Here is a 1,116-nt window from a genome sequence, read left to right on the forward strand (position 1 = left end):
ACCAAGCTTGACCGAGTCCTTAGGCAAACAGACCACGCCAATAGTATTGTTTTCCCAATGCTGTTTGCGTAGCCAGCGGTATCGCATAGCATCTTCCGTGTCCCTAACCCGCGCTTCCCTCGACGTGAGTAAGTTTTGCAGCTCCGTTTCAATCAGCTGCAGAGCAGCTTTTCCATGATCGCGTTGATTCACCTCTCCGGTTGTCCGGATCCAGTCCTCCAAACACTCCTTGATGCTCAGCAACTCCTTGGTAGTCATTACTAACAACCTCCCCTACGCACACGAGTGCGACTCTAACCGGTAGTGGATGAAAATGTGACGGGTACTACGTTTTGTAAGGGGAGGACACCCGTCCTCGTTACGCAGCACTTGGCTCACGCGTTAGGTCAAGTTGTGACCTTGACCCCCGTCACATTCAATTTGGTAACGGAATCACGTAATGCGTGTACCCACCCTATCAACAACATTAGGTCCGAGCGGGTATTGTAACCACACCCAGTGCGTGAATTCCTTGCACGTGCTCAAGCAAAAACTTTACCGTTGGCGTGGAATCGATCAAATGAATCGGATACGGTTGAGCCAGTTGCATGGCCTCGGCGAAGGAGCGCTTCGCCCGCGTCATCACAAGTTGCACCGTCGACGTACCAACTGATGTGGTCAACCTGACCGAACCAGATTTACAGCCCCCGTTATGCAGGTACGAAATGGCTGCATGGGTGCTGACGACATTGTAGCCAGGGTTCGGCACCAAACCAAACAGCCGAATCGCGGTCTCGAATTCTGGTTGATCGGAATCATGAGGCGCCCGGATCTGACGATCGACCTTGCTCCGGATCAGACTATACATATCGCGGTTGAAATCGAGCAGCTTATCCTCGAATCGGAATCTCGTGACGGTGAGAGGTTCGGTCAAACCAAGTTTAACCAACTGCTTACGAATCCTCTCGTAACGCCTGAGATAACACCAGGGACAGATGAGCAGACCACATTCCTTGCCGGCAGGGGTGTGGTCCCAATGTCGAGGCACCCATCGTCCTCCGGCCGGACGACAGTTACTCAGAACCCAACTCTTGGATTTCTTGTAACCAATGGAATTTAGAGAAACAGCCAAATTGG

2 protein-coding genes are annotated in these 1,116 nt (G+C 52.1%); both read right to left on the bottom strand.

All coding sequences use genetic code 11. The annotated features are described in order from the left end of the window. A partial coding sequence (locus HWQ67_RS19305) for a hypothetical protein (RefSeq protein WP_218254323.1) occupies positions 1–258 on the bottom strand: 258 nt, incomplete at its 3' end. 208 nt (positions 259–466) lie between these two features. Beyond that, positions 467–1,116 (bottom strand): hypothetical protein (locus tag HWQ67_RS19310; RefSeq protein WP_218254324.1); only part of this gene is annotated, 650 nt, incomplete at its 5' end.

Origin of the sequence: Candidatus Magnetobacterium casense (genome assembly GCF_019173545.1) — a bacterium.
In the GTDB taxonomy this organism is placed as follows: domain Bacteria; phylum Nitrospirota; class Thermodesulfovibrionia; order Thermodesulfovibrionales; family Magnetobacteriaceae; genus Magnetobacterium; species Magnetobacterium cryptolimnobacter.